The organism is Methylobacterium sp. W2, assembly GCF_020662345.1.
In the GTDB taxonomy this organism is placed as follows: domain Bacteria; phylum Pseudomonadota; class Alphaproteobacteria; order Rhizobiales; family Beijerinckiaceae; genus Methylobacterium.
In genome coordinates, this window is record NZ_VMOA01000029.1 from 37,616 (window position 1) to 54,598 (window position 16,983).

General features: G+C 68.0%; 14 protein-coding genes. 11 read left to right on the forward strand and 3 right to left on the reverse strand.

All coding sequences use genetic code 11. The annotated features are described in order from the left end of the window. Positions 1–183: 183 nt before the first annotated feature. A complete protein-coding gene (locus FPV16_RS16385) occupies positions 184–1,308 on the reverse strand; it encodes a metallophosphoesterase (protein ID WP_227439454.1) in 1,125 nt (374 codons plus the stop codon). A 456-nt stretch (positions 1,309–1,764) separates the two neighbouring features. On the opposite strand from FPV16_RS16385, the gene FPV16_RS16390 reads away from it, so the two are divergent. The 8 genes from FPV16_RS16390 to FPV16_RS16425 all read left to right on the forward strand — a co-directional run bounded on the left by FPV16_RS16390 (position 1,765) and on the right by FPV16_RS16425 (position 10,541). After that, positions 1,765–2,040, forward strand: a complete 276-nt coding sequence (locus FPV16_RS16390; RefSeq protein ID WP_264483890.1) for a DUF2934 domain-containing protein — start codon at positions 1,765–1,767, stop codon at positions 2,038–2,040. A gap of 249 nt (positions 2,041–2,289) precedes the next feature. Beyond that, positions 2,290–3,975, forward strand: a complete 1,686-nt coding sequence (locus FPV16_RS16395) for a methyl-accepting chemotaxis protein (protein WP_227439455.1) — start codon at positions 2,290–2,292, stop codon at positions 3,973–3,975. A gap of 229 nt (positions 3,976–4,204) precedes the next feature. Then, on the forward strand, positions 4,205–5,455 hold the full coding sequence (locus FPV16_RS16400) for an ABC transporter substrate-binding protein (RefSeq protein WP_227439456.1): 1,251 nt from the start codon (positions 4,205–4,207) through the stop codon (positions 5,453–5,455). An 11-nt stretch (positions 5,456–5,466) separates the two neighbouring features. After that, positions 5,467–6,333: an ABC transporter permease subunit gene (locus tag FPV16_RS16405; protein ID WP_227439457.1), complete on the forward strand. Its 867-nt coding sequence runs from the start codon at positions 5,467–5,469 to the stop codon at positions 6,331–6,333. Beyond that, complete coding sequence (locus tag FPV16_RS16410) at positions 6,330–7,400, forward strand: branched-chain amino acid ABC transporter permease (protein WP_227439458.1); 1,071 nt, start codon at positions 6,330–6,332, stop codon at positions 7,398–7,400. The genes FPV16_RS16405 and FPV16_RS16410 overlap by 4 nt, the downstream gene beginning before the upstream one ends. Beyond that, on the forward strand, positions 7,397–8,143 hold the full coding sequence (locus FPV16_RS16415; protein ID WP_227439459.1) for an ATP-binding cassette domain-containing protein: 747 nt from the start codon (positions 7,397–7,399) through the stop codon (positions 8,141–8,143). Before FPV16_RS16410 ends, FPV16_RS16415 begins: the two co-directional genes overlap by 4 nt. An 8-nt stretch (positions 8,144–8,151) precedes the next feature. Next, on the forward strand, positions 8,152–8,922 hold the full coding sequence (locus FPV16_RS16420; protein ID WP_227439460.1) for an ABC transporter ATP-binding protein: 771 nt from the start codon (positions 8,152–8,154) through the stop codon (positions 8,920–8,922). Between the two features lie 62 nt (positions 8,923–8,984). Beyond that, entirely contained in the window at positions 8,985–10,541 is a 1,557-nt protein-coding gene (locus tag FPV16_RS16425; RefSeq protein ID WP_227439461.1) for an amidase, read from the forward strand. A 266-nt stretch (positions 10,542–10,807) separates the two neighbouring features. Here FPV16_RS16425 and FPV16_RS16430 read toward each other — a convergent pair whose 3' ends face one another. Together FPV16_RS16430 and FPV16_RS16435 are read right to left on the reverse strand one after the other, a co-directional pair. Beyond that, entirely contained in the window at positions 10,808–11,581 is a 774-nt protein-coding gene (locus FPV16_RS16430; RefSeq protein WP_227439462.1) for an MOSC domain-containing protein, read from the reverse strand. A gap of 176 nt (positions 11,582–11,757) precedes the next feature. Next, complete coding sequence (locus FPV16_RS16435) at positions 11,758–13,233, reverse strand: carbohydrate porin (protein ID WP_227439463.1); 1,476 nt, start codon at positions 13,231–13,233, stop codon at positions 11,758–11,760. Between the two features lie 720 nt (positions 13,234–13,953). Between FPV16_RS16435 and FPV16_RS16440 the strand changes: the two genes are divergently transcribed. From FPV16_RS16440 to FPV16_RS16450, 3 genes are read left to right on the forward strand one after another with little or no spacing between them, the layout of a single operon-like run. Continuing rightward, the gene (locus FPV16_RS16440) at positions 13,954–14,706 is read left to right on the forward strand and encodes a DeoR/GlpR family DNA-binding transcription regulator (RefSeq protein WP_227439464.1); all 753 of its coding nucleotides are present in this window, start codon (positions 13,954–13,956) and stop codon (positions 14,704–14,706) included. Further along, a complete protein-coding gene (locus FPV16_RS16445) occupies positions 14,681–16,003 on the forward strand; it encodes a Zn-dependent hydrolase (RefSeq protein WP_227439465.1) in 1,323 nt (440 codons plus the stop codon). The genes FPV16_RS16440 and FPV16_RS16445 overlap by 26 nt, the downstream gene beginning before the upstream one ends. Next, positions 16,000–16,950, forward strand: coding sequence for a phosphotransferase family protein (locus tag FPV16_RS16450; protein WP_227439466.1), 951 nt, complete (start codon positions 16,000–16,002; stop codon positions 16,948–16,950). Before FPV16_RS16445 ends, FPV16_RS16450 begins: the two co-directional genes overlap by 4 nt. Positions 16,951–16,983 lie beyond the last annotated feature (33 nt).

Consider the following 16,983-nt stretch of genomic DNA (forward strand, 5'->3'; position numbering starts at 1 on the left):
GGCCAACGTCCGCTTCCCACCCCGAGCCGAAGTTGCCGGCCGGCCAACAGATGATTGCTTGTGGGGAGTGCCCGTGGCGAACCAAGCGGCCGGGTTGGGTCAAAAGCTCCGCCGACGGCGGGTACCGAACGTCAGATCTTCATCGCTGGAGCTGCGCTCGACGCAACGTGGTCGGGCGCAGCTCTAGGATAGGGACTTCCCCCGGAGCGTGATGCGCGTCAGCTCGGACGACGGCCCGAGCCGCAAGGCGAAGCCCGGCCACAGCCCCGTGCCGTTGTTGACGTAGAGCGTCATGCCGCCTACCGCGTAGGCGCCGGAGACGAAGCCGGCATTGGCGCGCGCGACCAGCCGGTCGAGGCCCCAGATCATCCCGCCATGCGTATGCCCGGAGAGTTGCAGGGCCACCCCCTTGGCGGCTGCCCGTGCCGCATCCTTCGGCTGATGGTCGAGGAGGACGATGGGGGCATCGGGCGGCGCACCGGCCAAAGCGGCGTCGAGGTCGTGCACCGGCCGGCCCGAATGCGACGCCGACAGGTCGGTCACGCCCGCAAGGACCAAGGCATCGGTGCCGCGCCTCAGGATCGTATGCCGGTTCTCGAGCACGCCCATGCCCAGCTCGGCATAGCGGCGCATCCATCCTGCATAGTCGAAGAAATACTCGTGATTGCCGGGGATCACCCAGACCCCGTCCGGAGCATGGAGACCCCGCAACGGTTCGACATCGGCGCGGCGCGATGCGAGGGCCCCGTCGATCAGGTCGCCGGTGACCACCACGAGATCGACGCCGAGCGCGTTGGATCGCGTCACCACCTCCCGCGCCCACGCCACCGGGAACAGGCGGCTGAGATGCAGGTCCGTCAGCTGGAGCAGGGTGAAACCGTCGAAGCCGGCGGGAAGGTTCTCGATCTCGACGGTGACGTCCTTGAGCGGGGGCACCCGCACCGCCTGCTGCACCGCCATCGCCGACAGAAGCATGGCCAGCGCCGCCTCGGAATAGCGCCAGCCGACCGGGATCGTCCAGCCTCCGCCGGGCACGAGCCGGGAGGCCAGCGCCACGACGTCGAGGGCCAGCTGCATCGCCGCCAGGAGGAAGATCGCCCCGAAGGTCCAGTTGAACAGCACGATCAGCAGCCGCGGAAACTCGGGCGCGAAGACCGAGCCGGACGAGAGGCGGCTCCACAGATGATACTGCGACGCGATGAGCAGGAGGACCGCAACGCCGGCCTTCACCGCGAACGGCCATGGCAGCGGCCACAGTACCCTGGTGATGACGTACAGGCAGGGCAGACCGAAAATCAGGTGGAACATGCTCTCGTATCGGCGACGGTGGACAATCGGCACGGAGCCGATCCTGCTCCCGCATGGAACGAGGCCATATCACCGACCGCGCGACGTGGGACGCGTCGATCCACCTCGCACGCACCCTCACGTGCTTCCGAGCACACTCGCTGTCGTCGACGGGTCGGGGGATTCGGCGCCCGACCGCCTGCTCTCGTGGAGCGACCTGACGAGGTGGAGGAAGCGCGGGAAGAGCCCTCCCGCACGTTCCATAGGCCCGCCGCAGGCGCGCGCCCGCCTTTTGCATGTGCGACACCAGCGCCGAGGCGCCCTCGTTCGAGGTGGACCGTTGTCACTCCGGGAGCCGTCGCAGGGAATGGCCCAAAATCGGCCCGCTCTTGCCATGTGTGAATGTCCCACCGCCGGGGCCATGCCATGGCCCCATCCACACGACACGCGACAAACGCGAAGCGAGGCCGGCGGGCGATGCTGAAACAGGGTTCGGATGAAGCAGGGTCCGCGCATGGCGCGGCTCTTATAAAACGAGATCCGACGGACCGCGCCGCCGGACCGACATTCGATCAGATCCGTCGGCGCGCCTATGAACTCTGGGAGCGTAATCACCAGCCGATGGGGTTCGAGATCGAGTTCTGGCTCATGGCCGAGAAGGAGTTGCGGGCCGAGCGCGACCGTGCGGCGAAGGCCGAAGCGACGGAAGCCGGCGATTCCCTGCCGCCTTCACGAAGCTGGAGCGGGCCGTAAGACGAACTCTCCCGCGATTTGACCAGCTGCACATATCGCTCATAGCGAAAGCGCATCAACGCATGATCACCTTCGGATAATTGTTGATCGATGATCATCAAACCGCATAACTAGCGAGCATTCGCGCCAGGACTTGGAGATAAAGTTCACAACAGGTCGCCGTGTCGCTTTAGGAATTCTTTAGGTGTTTTGCGTATCTTCGAGGCGGATACCATCAGGGGATGGTCTCCCGTCATCGGAACGCTTTTTATGCTGAGCCGCCTTTCCCTGCGCGCGCGCCTCATCGGCGCCTTTTCGATCACGACGCTGCTTCTTTTGAGCATGGGGGCCGTGGCGTTGACCGCCACCCGGACGATCAACGGACATCTGGTGACGGTGCAGTCGGACGCTCTGCCGAGCGTCGCCAAGGCCGGTGAGATCTCGGGCTGGATCGGGCGCTACGCGATCAGCATCTATCGCCATCTCGGCGCGATCGATCCGGATTCGAAGAAGCGCTACGATGCCGAGATCATCGACCGTCAGGGCAAGGTCACGCGCATCCTGGCTGAGTATGCGAGCCTCGCCACCTCCCCCGGCGAGAAGGCCGTCTACGACACGCTCAACACGACCTGGCTCGAGTACCAGACGGAGAACAAGGCGATCCTCGATCTCTCGCGCAGCGGGATGAACGAGGACGGGCTCGAGCGGCTGCAGGGGCAATCCACCGAACTCCAGCGCCTGTGCACCTCGCTGGCGGACCGGCTCGTGGCCATCAACAACGAGGCGGCGGAGACGTCCCGGCTCGCGAGCCGGGAGGCCTTCGACCGCACCGAGACCCTCGTCCTCGGCGCGGGCCTCGGCGGCCTCGTCCTGTCGGCCCTGCTCGCGTTCTGGATCATCCGCGGCGTCACCGGGGGCATCGACTCGGTGGTGCGGCCGATGCAGGCGCTGGCCTCGGGCGACCTGTCGGTGGCGATCCCGCGCCAGGGGGAGGGGACCGAGATCGGCACGATCGCGGATGCGGTGCAGGTGTTCAAGACGCGCCTCGTCGAGATGCGCGCCCTGGAGGAGGAGACCGTGCTCGCGCGCGCCGGCGCCGAAGCCCAGCGGCAGGCCGCCATGCACACGATGGCGGGGGATTTCGAACGGGCCGTGGGCGGCATCATCGGCACCGTGGCGGCGGCAGCGAGCCAACTCCAGGGCACCGCCCGCTCGATGACGGCGACGGCCACGCACACCGCCTCGCAATCCCTGACCGTGGCGGCAGCCGCCGAGGAGGCGGCCTCCAACGTCAACACCGTGGCGGCGGCCGCCGAACAGCTCGGCTCCTCGGTCCAGGAAATCGGCCGTCAGGTCGACGGATCGGCCAACCTCGCCACCCTCGCCGTCAGCGAGGCGGCACGGACCGCCTCCCTCGTCGAGGAACTCAGCCTGGCGGCGGGCCGGATCGGCGACGTGGTGTCGATCATCTCCGACATTGCCGGGCAGACCAACCTGCTGGCGCTGAACGCCACCATCGAGGCGGCGCGGGCCGGTGAATCGGGCCGGGGCTTCGCCGTGGTCGCCGCCGAGGTGAAACAGCTCGCCAGCCAGACCACGCGCGCGACCCAGGAGATCGGCGATCAGATCGGCCGCATCCAGGCCTCCACCGGACAGGCGGTCTCGGCGATCGGAACCATCACCTCGCGGATCGGCGAGATCAGCACCGTCGCCACCTCCATCGCCGCCGCCGTGGAGCAACAGGGCGCGGCGACCCAGGAGATCGTCCGCAACGTGTCCCAGGCCGCCCTGGGGACGGGACAGGTCACCGCCAATGTCGCCAGCGTCGCGAGTGCGGCCGAGGAGACCGGCGCCGCCGCGAGCCAGGTCCTGGCCTCGGCCTCCGCGCTGTCGCAGCAATCCGACCATCTCAGCACGGAGGTGGCCCGCTTCCTCGCCACCGTGCGAGCCGCGTGACCGGTCTCACGCGAGGCCATCCGCGCCGATGCGGCGCATGCGCGATCTGTGGCTTTCGTGCCTTGAGGCGAGGCGAAAACGCGCCTCGCCTGCCTATGGAGGAGGCATCCGGCCCACTCGCCCGATCCTGCCCGTAATGTGAGATTTGTTGGCATCGATCTTGTTACGTCACCCGCCAGACCACTGGCCGCTTCCATCGGGCGGACGGCACGAAGCGGAGTGATTGTTGATGACCAAGGGCACGATGAACCGCCGCCATGCGCTCAAGCTCGGTTTGGCAGGGGCGGGCGGTGCGGTGGCGATGCCGTTCTTCGCACGCCACGGCCTCGCGGCGGAGCCGATCAAGCTCGGCAGCCTCCTCGACGGGACCGGGGCGCTCGGCCTCGAAGGCAAGCGGATGATCGAGACCACCGAATACACGGTGGAGCTCATCAACAAGGCCGGCGGCCTGCTCGGACGGCCGATCAAGCTGATCGCCTACGACACCCAGTCCAACATGCAGCTCTATACGCAATACGCCCAGACCCTGGCCCTCAAGGACAAGGTCGACGTCATCCAGGGCGGCATCACCTCGGCCTCGCGCGAGGCGATCCGGCCGATCTTCGGCCGTTCCAAGACCCTCTACTTCTACAACACCCAGTACGAGGGCGGCGTCTGCGACCGCAACGTGTTCTGCACCGGCTCGACCCCGGCCCAGACCGTCAACCACATCGTCGATTACGCCCTCAAGAACTGGGGCAAAAAAGCCTACATCGTCGCCGCGGACTACAATTACGGCCACATCACCGCGAGCTGGATGACGAAGTTCATGAAGGATGGCGGCGGCTCCGTGGCCGGCACCGACTTCTTCCCCCTCGACGTCACGAACTTCTCCTCCGCCATCAGCCGCATCCAGCAGGCCCAGCCCGAGATCGTGCTCTCGGCCCTCGTCGGCGCCAACCATTCGGGCTTCTACCGCCAGTGGGACGCCGCCGGCATGAAGGGCAAGATTCCCATGGGCGCCACCGTGTTCGGCCTCGGCGACGAGCTGACCACCATGGACACCTCCACCACCAACGGCATCCTCACCTGCTACGGCTGGTACAACGACCTCGACACCCCCGCGAGCAAGGCCTTCGTCGCCGGCATGCAGGGCAAATTCGGCGCCGACGTCACCGATCTCAGCGAGCTCGATACCGCCACCTACGAGGGCATCATGTTCTGGGCCGAGGCGGTCAAGAAGGCCGGCTCGATCGAGCGCGACGCCGTCATCGCGGCGCTGGAGAGCGGCATCAGCATCGACTCGCCCACGGGCAAGGTGACGATGGATCCGGGCACCCACCACACCATCCGCAACACCTATCTCGCCCGGCCCAAGGACCGGAAATGGGAGCAGCTGGCGACCTTCCCGGATTCGTTCCCGGCCGATACCGGCGGCGCCTGTGATCTCGTGAAGAACCCGCGCATGAACAAGCAGTTCACGCCCGACCTGAAGGGCTGAGGCGCCTCTTCATGGATCTCGCGGGGCTCCTGACCTTCAACGTCCTCACCGGCATCGCCACCCTGGTACTGATCACCCTCGGTCTCGGGGTGATCTACGGCATGATGCGCATCATCAACCTGGCGCATGGCGAGTTCATGATGCTCGGCGCCTACACCGCCGTGATGGCGAACGGCGCCGGGGTGAACATCTGGATCGCCATGCTGGTCCTGCCGCCCCTGGTGGTGGGGGCGGTGGGGCTGATCCTGGAGCGCACCGTCATCCGCTTCCTCTACGGGCGGATGATGGACACGATGCTGGCGACCTGGGGCATCAGCCTCGGGCTGATCGGCCTGATCACCACCCTCTACGGCAACGTCGTGCGCGGGGTCTCGACCCCGGTCGGGAGCTTCGAGATCGGCCGCTACGGCGCCAGTCTCTACAGCCTCGTCATCGTCGCCACGGCTCTGGCCGCGCTCACGGGCATGTTCCTGCTGCTGCGCATGACGAAGTTCGGCCTGATCCTGCGCGCCACCATGCAGAACCCGCGCATGGCCGCCGCCATGGGCGTTTCGCCCGACCGCATCTACATGGCGACCTTCGGCCTCGGCGCGGCTTTGGCGGGCCTCGCCGGCGGCGTGCTCGCCCCGATCTCCGGCGTCTCCCCCTCCATGGGCGCGGCCTACATCTCCCGCGCCTTCATCACCGTGCTCGGCGGCGGGCCGGCCATCGTCACCGGGACCGGCCTCGCCTCGTCGGTGTTCGGATTCATCAACGAACTGGTCTCGTTCCGGACCACGCCCGTCATCGGCGACGTCGCCCTCCTCGTCGCAGCGATCCTGCTGATCCGCGTGCTGCCCCAGGGCATCACCGGCCGCTACCTGAGGCGCAGCCTATGAACCCCGTCGCCCGCCGCTCCGCCATGGGGTTCCTCGTCACCCTCGGCGTCATGCTCACCATCCTGTTCGGGGCGCCGCACGCCCTCGACACGTTCGGCCTCGTCCAGGCCACGGGCTTTGCAGCACTCGCCATGTTCGCCCTGAGCCAGGGCTTCATCTGGGGCTATGGCGGCGTGATGTCCTTCGGCCAGGCCGCCTTCCTCGGGCTCGGCGGCTACGCCTATGCCGTCTCCGTCATCAACATGGGCGACAGCACGCTGCCGATCCTCATCGCCATCCTGGTGCCGACCCTGTTCGCGGGGCTGCTCGGCTATTTCATGTTCTACGGCCGGATCTCGGACGCCTATATCGGCGTCATCACGCTGACCGTCTCGGTGATCCTGTTCCAGCTCGTGAACACCACCTCCGGCAGCCAGTACCGGATCGGCGAGGCGGAACTCGGCGGGTTCAACGGCATCCCGGCGATCCCGGCGCTGAACAAGCTCGGGGATGCGGGCAACCCGCTGGACAATGACGGCATCTGGTACGCCGCCATGGGGGCGCTGATCCTGGTCTACGCCACCTTGCGCTGGGTGCTGGCCAGCCGTTTCGGCCGTGTCGTGGTGGCGATCCGCGAGAACGAGACCAGGGCCCAGCTCATCGGCTACGACCCACGCCTGTACAAGCTCCTCGCCTTCATGATCTCGGGCGCCGTCGCCGGGCTCGCGGGCTGCCTCTACGCCAATTGGGGCGGCTTCATCAGCCCCACCGTGTTCGGCCTGTCGATGTCGGCGCAGGTGATCATCTTCGTGCTGGTGGGCGGCCTCGGCACCCTCGTCGGGCCGATGCTCGGCGCGGTGCTGATCCAGTGGCTCATCATCGAGGCCGGCTCGCAGAACGTGGTCGATTCCAATCTCGGCCTCGGCATCGTCTTGGTCGCCTTCGTCCTCCTGATCCCGCAGGGGCTCCTGCCGGTGGTGAGGAACCTGCTGATGCGGGTCCCCGATCTCGTCGCGAAGGCCCGCCCGGCCAGGGACGAAGCGTCCGACCCCGTCCGCGACGCCCGGCCTGCGGAGGTCCGTCCATGAGCGAGACCATAAGCGCGAAAGCCCCGCTTCGCCCCCTCGTCGAGGCCAAGGGCGTCACCATGCGCTTCGGCGGCGTGACGGCGGTGGGCAATGTCGACTTCACCCTCGGCGAGGTCGAGCTGCGCTGCCTCATCGGCCCGAACGGCGCGGGCAAGAGCACCTTCTTCAAGATGCTCACCGGGCAGTTGACGCCGAGCGAGGGCCGCATCCGCTTCCGCGACACGGACATCACCGGGGCGGAGCCGCACCGGATTGCGCGGCTCGGGGTCGGCATCAAGACCCAGGTGCCCAACGTCTTCAACGGCCTGTCGGTGCGCGAGAACGTGTTCGTGGCGGCGGGGCGGCGCAAGTCCATCGCCCGGACGCGTTCCATCGTCGACGAGACGCTCACCCGGCTCCAGCTCACGGCCATCGCCGAACGCAATGTCGGCCAGCTCGCCCACGGCCAGCGCCAATGGGTCGAGATCGCCACCGTTCTCGCCCAGGAGCCGGAACTCATCCTCCTCGACGAGCCCGCCGCCGGCATGACCCATGACGAGGTCCACCGCACCGCCGAGCTCATCCGCGAGATCAACCGCACCCATGCCCTCATCGTGGTGGAGCACGACATGCCCTTCATCCGGATGATCGCCAGGACCGTCACCGTCTTCAACCAGGGCCGCATCCTGATGGAGGACAGCGTGGAGCGCGTGCTCGCCGACCAGCGCGTCCGCGATGTCTATCTCGGCAAGCAGGCCGCATGAGCCGCCCGATGAACGCGATAGACCCCATCCCGCTCTCCACCTGCCCGAATGCCGTGGCGACGGCGGCACGGCCCGCGCTCCTCGCCGTCGAGGGCCTGCATTCCGGCTACGGCCGCATCCCGATCCTCGGCGGCGTCTCGCTCACCGTGGGGGAGGGCGAGTTCGTGGGCATCCTCGGCCATAACGGCATGGGCAAGACGACCCTGCTGCGCACCCTGATGGGCTACCTGCCCGTCACCGCCGGCCGCATCCGCCTCGGGGACGAGGACATCGCCCGGCGCTCGCCCACGGCGCGGGCGCGGCTCGGCATGGGGTTCGTGCCGCAGGGGCGGGAGATCTTCGCGACCTTGAGCGTGCGCGAGAACCTGCGCATGGGCTGCCTCCTCTCCGACAGGGACGAGGACGAGACCATCGCGGACATCCTCGGTGTCTTCCCCCGGCTCAAAGCCTATCTCGACCGGCCGGGCGGGGCGCTCTCTGGAGGCGAGCAGCAATTGCTGGCGCTGGCCCGCTGTCTCTGCGGCAATCCCCGCATCCTCCTCCTCGACGAGCCGACGGAGGGGATCCAGCCTTCGATCATCGAGGAGATCATCGAGACGCTGCAGGCCATCGGCCGGGCACGCGGCCTGACGATCCTCCTCGTCGAGCAGAACCTCACCTTCATCGCCGGCCTCTCCGAGCGGGTGCTGATCCTGCAGAAGGGCGTCGTCACCCGCGAGATCCCGCCCGAGATCGCCCGCGACCGGGCGATGATCGAGGAGTTCGTCGGGATGGAATGAGGCCGCCCGCCCCATCCCGTCCCACACGCCAATTTCCCTTCCCACCAAGGAGACGTCCCGCGATGGCCGCCGCCCCGACCCCAATTCCCGACCTCGACATCGTCGAGATGACCCTCGCCGACGTGGCCGACGCTTTCGCCAGCGGCGTCACCTCGGAGGCGCTGACCCTGGCCTTCCTCGACCGGATTGCCGCCTACAACCCGCATTACAACGCGATCATCGTCATGAACCCGCAGGCGCTGGACGATGCCCGCGCCATCGACGCGCGCCGCGCCGCCGGCGAGACGCTGGGACCGCTGGCCGGCGTGCCGGTGGTCATCAAGGACCCGATGGACATGGCCGGGCTGCCGACCACGGCGGGCTGGCGCTTCCTCAGCGCCAAGGCCGGCGGCGTCGATCTGATCCCCGAGACCGACTCGCCCGTCGTGGCGCGGATGCGGGCGGCCGGCTGCGTCATGCTCGGCAAGACCAACGTCCCCGTTCTCAGCGCCACCGGCAGCCACGCCAATGACAGCTGGGCCGGACCGACCCTGAATTCGGCGGCGCCCGATTGCCTGCCCGGCGGCAGCAGCGCCGGCACGGCCACGGCGGTGGGCGCCAGCCTCGCGGTGCTCGGCCTCGCCGAGGAGACCGGCGGCTCGATCCAGAACCCGGCCTCGGCCCAGGGGCTGGTCGGCATCAAGCCGACCTTCGCCCTCGTCCCCAATGCCGGCGTGGTGCCCCTGGCCGGCAGCACCCGCGACGTGGTCGGCCCCATCGCCCGCTGCGTGCGCGACGCGGCGCTGACCCTCGACGTGCTGGCCGGCTACACCGCCGCCGATCCCAAGACGGTTGCCGGCATCGGCAAGCGGCCCAAGGGCGGCTACACCTCGAAACTCGACCGGAACGGGCTCCAGGGCAAGCGCCTAGGCCTGTTCGGACCCGGCTGGCGCGACCTGCCGCTCTCGCCGGAGGCGACGGAGCTATATGCGCGGGCACAGAGCGAGATCACCGCCTGCGGCGCCACGCTCGTCGCCGATCCCTTCGCCGGCACGGGCTTCGCGGCGCTTGCCGAGCCCACCGAGGGCCTGAACTATTTCGACGCCCGCGGCATGGAATCTGTGCCGTATGACCTGCACCTCTACCTGCAGCGGCTCGGATCGAGCGCGGCGCTTCGCAGCGTCGCTTCCTTCGCCGAGGCGACGGCGGAGGAAGATGCGTTCGGCCCCAGGGGCGTGCTGCGCTACCTCCACCAGTATCCGGTCTTCGAGGCGATCCTGGCCGATCCGACGCGCCCGCCCGATTTGTCGGACTTCCTTGCCCTCAGAGAGGCTTACCTCGACATCTTCAACCAGGTGATGGACGAGCATGGGCTCGACGGGCTGGTCTTCCCGCAGATGCGCAACGAACTGCCGCCGCTGCATGGCGACCTCGCCATCAACGAGACCACGGTGTGCGAGATCAACATCGCCGGCCTACCCGGCGTGACGCTGCCGGCCGGGGCCTATGCGAGCGGCTCGCCGTTCAACCTGATCTTCGTGGGCCGGATGTGGAGCGAGGCCGACCTCCTCGCCTACGCTTATGCCTTCGAGGCGGCCACCGGCTACCGCAAGGCGCCGAGCCTGGTGACCGCAGGCTGAGGGCAGGCGCGCGCCCCACCCGAGGCCCTCCTCCCCCTACGCTCCGCTATTCACACATCTCGTGGGCAGCGCGGGTCCCCTCTCCTGGAAGGAGAGGGACAGGGTGAGGTGTGTGACCTCTCCGGAGATGGACCACACCTCACCCCAACCCTCTCCTGGAAGGAGAGGGGACCCGTCGCGTCGAACCCTCTCGGATAGAGGGAAGAGCAATCGGGCAGATTAGTGAATCCTGTGAATCGAGGATTCCATAGGGGGAGGAAAAACCCTTACCCAAGGGCAACACCATCCGCCGTGGCGATCGTCCCGCCCTCGACGACCTCGCAATAGATCCCGAGGTCCACATGCCCGAAATGCTGCTTGATCGCCTTGGGCAGGTTGGCGTCCCGCTCGGCGGTCGCCGGGTTCACGTTGACGGCGCCGCAGCGCGGTGTGCGGGCGAGGCCGCGCAGGCGCACCGGGCCGATGCTGACCTCGCGCCCGACCCAATCGAGTTCCTGCCACGGCTCCAGACCGACGAGATGGATGTTGGCACGGAAGCGCAGGGGGTCGAGCTCCCGCCCCGTCGCCTCGGAGAGCGCCCGCACCGAGGCGAGGTTCACGACCGAGATCGCGCGCATCATCACCGGCGAGAGCACGCTGGCATCGGTGAACTTGTGGTTCTCGGCCCGCACGAGGCGGGGCCGCCCGCGCGTTTCCTCGCCGAGATAATCGGCGAAGAACGCCTCCGTCCCGGCGCGCCCGGCCTCCGTGGAGAGGTCGGCGGCAAACACCTCCTCCCCCTCGCGCCGGATCGTCAGGCAGTGGCTTTCGGGGTCGAGCCGCGTCGTGAGAGCCGCCAGCGCCGTGTTGTTACGCAGCATCAGGAAGAAGCCCTTGTCCAGGGGCTCCGGCTTGTCCGGGTCGAACAGGGTGGTCCCCAGCGCCAGGGCGTATTCCCGGTCATGGGCGAGCCCCGCCTCTGGGGTCACGCTCATGCTTGTCAGCGCCTCGGCCGACAGACCCTTGATCGGATAGCGGTAGAGGGCGTCGACGGCGGGCATGGCGAATTCCTGGAGAGGGTGCGCCCCTCGATGCCGGGAGACGGCGCGATCCGCCATACGCTGTTTTGCGCAAGCGGTCGGACACCGCATCGGCGAGGCGCCGGGGACGAAAAAGCCGGCTCCGCGCGAACGGAACCGGCTGTCGGACGAAATTGGAGCCGCAGGCCTCCAAGAGCCTAGCCCGGCGCGAGGCCCAGCAGCGTTCCGAGGGGAACGACGAGGGTGAAGCCGCCGTAGAACCCGTCCTTGGCGCGGCGCGCCGTATAGGGGTTGTAGTAGGAATTCGGGTTGACGACGTACTGGACCACCGGCTCGAGGATGACGCCCGCGCCGAGATCGAAATGGGCGTTGACCTCGAACACGAACTTGTCGCGCGAATAGGGTTCGCCGGTGCCGCCCGAGATGAAGTTCGCATCCGACAGGAAGTCGGCATAGTTCTGGTTCAGCCGCTGCCAATTGGCCTTGATGCCGTAGGTGTCGTTGGGCCGGCCCTGGTCGGGCGCCGACAGCAGCAGGCCGGCGAAGGAGTTGAAGCGGATCGGGATCGTCGGGTCGAAGGCGTAGCCGGTGCCGGTATAGGCCGAGATCGCGGTGGGATGCGGGTTGCTCGCATCGCTTCCGCCATCGGCCCGCCATAGGGTCTGCGTGCCGGTGAGGACGACGCCCGACGTGCCGGATTTCTGCAGGGACGGGGTGCCCGGGTTGAGGCCCTTCGAGGTGCCGGCGATGGTCTTGAAGTTATCGTCGTGGTCGGCGGTGTTGTAGAAGCCGGTGAGCGAGACGCGGCCGGGATAGGCCTCCATCGTGTAGTCGGTCTTGCGCCCGATCTCGGTCATCACGACGGCGCCGGACAGGCGCTCGTAGCCGAAATCATACCCAGACAGGACGTTGGTGTTGGGGTTCACGCTGAAGGCGCCAGCCTGGATATAGGTGGTCGGCGAGAGCTTGTAGGCGATGTTGGCGCCCCAGACGCCGAAGAGCGGCGAGGTGAAGCCGGCATTGAAGTAGAACATGTCCTGGAAACAGGAATTGATCGAGTTGCACGGCGGCAGGCCGTAATAACGGTCGGGATGGGTGCGGCCGACCTCGACCACGAGGCGGTCGTCGAGGAGCTTCTGCTGGTAGGTCAGCAGCGAGAGGCGGGTGCTGTTGGGCGTGTAGGGCGGCTGGTAGCCCACCGTGGTGTCGCCGATGTCACCGGCCATGTTCAGGTTGCGCACGAGGCCGAAGAACGTTTGCGTGAAGTTGATCGAGCCGCCGGCGATGCCGGCGAGCTTCTGCATGTCGGCCGTCATGCTGAGCACGAAATAGGCGGCGTTCGATTGCTCGCCGGTGCGCAGGCCGGCGCTCGGATTGGCCTGGTAGAAGTCGTAGATGTTGACGTCGAAGGTCAGTCCCCGCGCCGCCATGTCGGTGGCCCAGGGCGCGAGGGGCCCGGTGCGTACGGGATCGGCGGGTTTCGAGGCGATGTCCCGGTCGGTGCGCGGCTGCGTCTGATTATTGAGTTCGCCGACGGGCGAGGCGGTCTGAGCCTCGGCGGACAGCATGCCCGCGGCGAGGAACGCACCGCCCAGCAGAACCGGAAGCCCGGTGCGGCGAGCCGGGCGCGCGAAGGCGGCGCTTCCGGGTCTTCCTGTCGCGTCTGTCGGCATGGTCGAACGTCTCCCTGCTGCTGTTCCCCGCGCCTTTCGGGTCTCGTGCTCGTCGAAGGAGCCCAGGCGCGGGGAATTGTGAGATTGGGAGGGTTCAGCAAGGCCAATGCCACATCAGGGAGCGCACTCAAGAAAAGTTCCATGTCTCACCCGAATTCTTTGGACAACACCGGCAGATTGCGTTCTCGACGCTGAATGACTGATGCTCAACCAGAAGAAGCATGGTCAAGAAACCTGAAGCGGCGGACATGCCGGTGCCGAAGGGATAAGGTCGGCACGGAAACGGGCATGTGTGATCCCACAGATGGCAGAAGGCAGAAAATTCAGGCAAATACGCATAAATCCCACAAACCGGTCAGAATCAGATTGACAGGCGGCCTGCGCCGGGGACCTTTCCGATGATGTCCGGCCGTGACGTGTGTTCATGGAAAGCGGCACCGGCACCTTCGTCATCTCGGCTCAGGCAGCGTGATTCTGGCGGCATGATCAATCGGACAGGACAGGCCGACGCGTTGGATCTGCCCGATCCCGCTCATCCGGCTCCAGCGCGGCTCCCTATCGCCGGAGGTTGCGGGAAACCGACATCGACGACGGCTTCCCCTGGTATGAGCGACGCGATTGCAATCTCCGTGGGAAACACCCTGCGGGACACGCGTTTTCCTGCGGCCTCGGCTCACCAAAATCGCTACTCTTCGGCGGATTGGGGAGACGCCGACGCCGATGCTGACCGACCACCGCTATCAGGAGATCCTGTCCCGCCTGAACGGGACGGGTCGGGTCGGCGTCTCGGACGTGGCCGCCTATCTCAGGGTCTCCGAGGAGACCATCCGGCGCGACCTCAAGGTGCTGGAGGAGCGCGGCGTCCTGCGGCGTATCCACGGGGGCGCGGTGCCGCCCCGCCTGGACCAGGACCGGCCGCTTCAGGAGCGGGGCAAGACCAACCCGCGCGAGAAGGCGAAAGTAGCGGCCAATGCCGAGGTGCTGATCCGCGACGGGATGTCGATCTTCATCGATACCGGCACCACGACCCTCGCCTTCGCCCGGCGCCTCAGCGGCCGCAACCTCACGGTGACGACGAATTCCATCGACGTGGCGCTCCATCTCGGCAGCGGTCCCGCACGGGTGAACCTGACGCCGGGGATGCTGCGGGCGCGGGACAACGCCCTCGTCGGCTACGAGACGGTCGCCTACGCGCAGCGGTTCTATTTCGACCTCGCCTTCATGGGCATCGCGGCCTGCGACCTCACCCATGGCTGGATGGATTACGAGGAGCACGAATCCGCCCTGCGCAAGGTGCTCCGGGGCCAGGCGCGCCAGAGCGTGCTTCTGGCCGATTCCCGCAAGTTCGGGCGTCAGGCCAACCTCTGCACCTTCGGGCTCTCGGAACGGCTCACCCTCGTCACCGACCGGCCGCCGCCGCAGCCGTTCCTGGATCATTTCACCCAGCATGACATCGATCTCATCAGTTCCTGACACGGCAGCGGCAGCCCGCGCGTTCCACGCGCTCTTTGCCGACATCTCCGCCTGCGGGGCGACGCCGGGCGGCGGCATCACCCGGCTCTGCGCCTCGGCCGAGGACGGGCAGGCCCGTCGCCTCTTCGCCGAGGCCGCCCGCGAGGCCGGCGCCGAGATCCTCGTCGACGGGGTCGGCAACCAGTTCGCGATGTTCCGCCTCGCGGACGGTCCCGGCGCCCCCCTGGTAATGATGGGCTCCCATCTCGACAGCCAGCCCAAGGCCGGCCGCTTCGACGGGACCTACGGCGTGGTCGCGGCCGCCGGCATCGGCGCCGTCCTGATGCAGGCGCGGCGGGCGGGCGAGACCTTCGGCGCGGATTTCTGCGCGGTGAACTGGACCGGCGAGGAGGGCGCGCGCTTCCGGCCGAGTCTTCTCGGCAGCGGCACCTATGCCGGGGCGCGTAGGATCGAGGAGGCGCTCTCCTCCCGCGACGATGCCGGCATCACCCTGCGCGAGGCCCTGGGCGGGATCGGGTTCCTCGGCACCGACCGCCCGCCGCCGCTCCCGGCCTGCTATCTCGAACTTCACGTGGAGCAGGGCCTCGTCCTGGAGAAGGCGAAGGCGAGCATCGGCATCGTCACCCGCAACTGGGGGGCGGCGAAGATCGACGTGGTCTTCACCGGCGAGCAGGCCCATACCGGCCCGACCCCGATGCGGCGCCGGCGCGACGCGCTGCTCGCCGCCGCCTATCTCATCGCGGAGGTGAGGGAGATCGCCGAGCGCTGGCCCGGCCGCTTCCATTCCTCCGTGGGACGCATCCTGGTGGAGCCGAATTCCCCCAACGTGGTCCCCGCGCGGGTGGAGCTCAGCGTGGAGCTGCGCTCGGCCGACAATGCCCTGCTCACCGATGCGAGCCTCTTGGCGGAGGCGGCGATCACGCAGGCGGCGGAGCGCGCCGGCGTCGTGGCGGCGATCACCGGCCGGACCCTGCGGCCGATCCGCAGCCTGCCGGAGGCCGTGTGCGATCTCGTCTCGACCTGCGCCGAGGAGGCGTCCCTGCGGTCGCTGCGCATGGATACCGTGGCCGGCCACGACGCGATCAGCCTGCTCGGCCTGTGCCCGACCGGCATCGTCTTCGTGCCCAGCGTTGACGGCATCGCGCATAACGAGGCCGAGCTGACGCGGACGGCCGATCTCGAAGCCGGGCTCTCGGTGGCCTTGCGCGCCGCATGGCGCCTCTGCCGCGCCGGCGGATCTCCGGAACGGGCCTTGCTCGTCAGGCGGCCGAACGACGCGTTCGGAGGGGAGCGATGATAGCCTACGGCGAGGCCGGTACCGCTTTCGACCACCGCGTCGAGGCCGTCATCGCCACGCGGGCCGATTGGGTCGCGCGCCAGCCTCGCTATGGGCTGGCCGCAGCGCCCGTGGCATCCCCGACCCACCGGGCCGTGGCCTCGGATTGCGTCCGGGTCGCGTTCCGCGAGGGCGAGCCCGTCTTCCTCAAGCTCCGCCACGCCGACATGGCGGACGACGTGACGCCCGTGGCCGGGCAGGCGGCCCGCAAGGCCGCACGCCTCGGAATTGCCCCGGAGGTGATCTTCGAGGCGGACGGGGCGCTCGGCCTCGCCTACTTGCCCGAGCCCTGGCGCTATGCCCGCGTCGGCGACCTTCAGGACAGGACGATCCTGGCCAAGGTGCTGGATGCCAAGGCGCGCCTCCATGGCGACGGTCGTCTCGGCCATCGCGTCTGCCCCTTCGCACGGATCGACAGCCTCGCCGCCGAGGCCCGTGCCGCCGGCGCGCCGCTTCCCGACGGGACCGACCGCCTCGTCGCCATCGCCGCCCTCATCCGCGAGGCCATCCACGCGTCGGGGATCGACCTCGCCTTCTGCCACAACGACGGCCTCGCCTCGAACGTCATGATCGGGGAGGGCGAGGTCCGCCTCGTCGATTTTGATCTCGCCGGCGACAACGACCCCTGGTTCGACGTCGGCGCCCTCCTCAACGAGGCCTGCGCCTTCGAGCCGGAGCGGCGCGAGGCGGTGGAGCATTACGCCGGCCGGTTCGACGAGCGTCTCTACAATCGCTGCCGCCTCTACGGCGCCGTCGACGACGTGATGGGCGGCCTCTGGGGCGTCACCCGCGCGGTCACCTCGGCGCGGAGCGGGATCGAGTTCTACAAATACGGAACCTGGCGGCTCCTGCATGCGCGCACGACCATCGGCGCACGTGACTTCGAAAGCTGGCTGCGCCGGCTGTGACACGGGCATTCGAGACGGGAGGCACCGAACGGC